Here is a 425-nt window from a genome sequence, read left to right on the forward strand (position 1 = left end):
GGGGCAATTGATTCATGAGTTCTTCCATATCTAATTGAATATAGAGTGTTCCTTTCTTCACGGTCCCGTTTCGAAAATACTCTGGCTCATCATTCTTACGATAGATTCGAGAATTTAATTTCAAACGTGAGACATAGTAAGCGCCTTTATCATGGATCTTCTGTAAGTCATGTAAGTCAAAATAGCCTAAATCTCTTATATACAAGTCTTTTGGTTGAATGGTTTTTAGGCTTGTTGAACCAAAGGTTTTATCATTTTCTCTTCCTTCTCCTACATAAACGTACAGGAACTTCCCACTCAATAAGTCATACTCCAATTGAATTTTGACTCCTGCCGTATGGCTACTTCCACCTGAACCTTGATAATGTGAAGAAAACTTATCTGGAAGCTGAAATGTTGTAGAATCTAGAATCCGAATGTGCTTA

At 36.7% G+C, this 425-nt stretch carries 1 protein-coding gene; it reads right to left on the reverse strand.

Annotation, left to right across the window (positions count from 1 at the left end):
- Nucleotides 1-425 (reverse strand): IS4 family transposase (locus tag LRP84_RS22385; protein WP_230577084.1); only part of this gene is annotated, 425 nt, incomplete at both ends.

This window comes from Bacillus rhizoplanae (genome assembly GCF_917563915.1).
GTDB classification, from domain to species: Bacteria; Bacillota; Bacilli; order Bacillales; family Bacillaceae_G; genus Bacillus_A; species Bacillus_A rhizoplanae.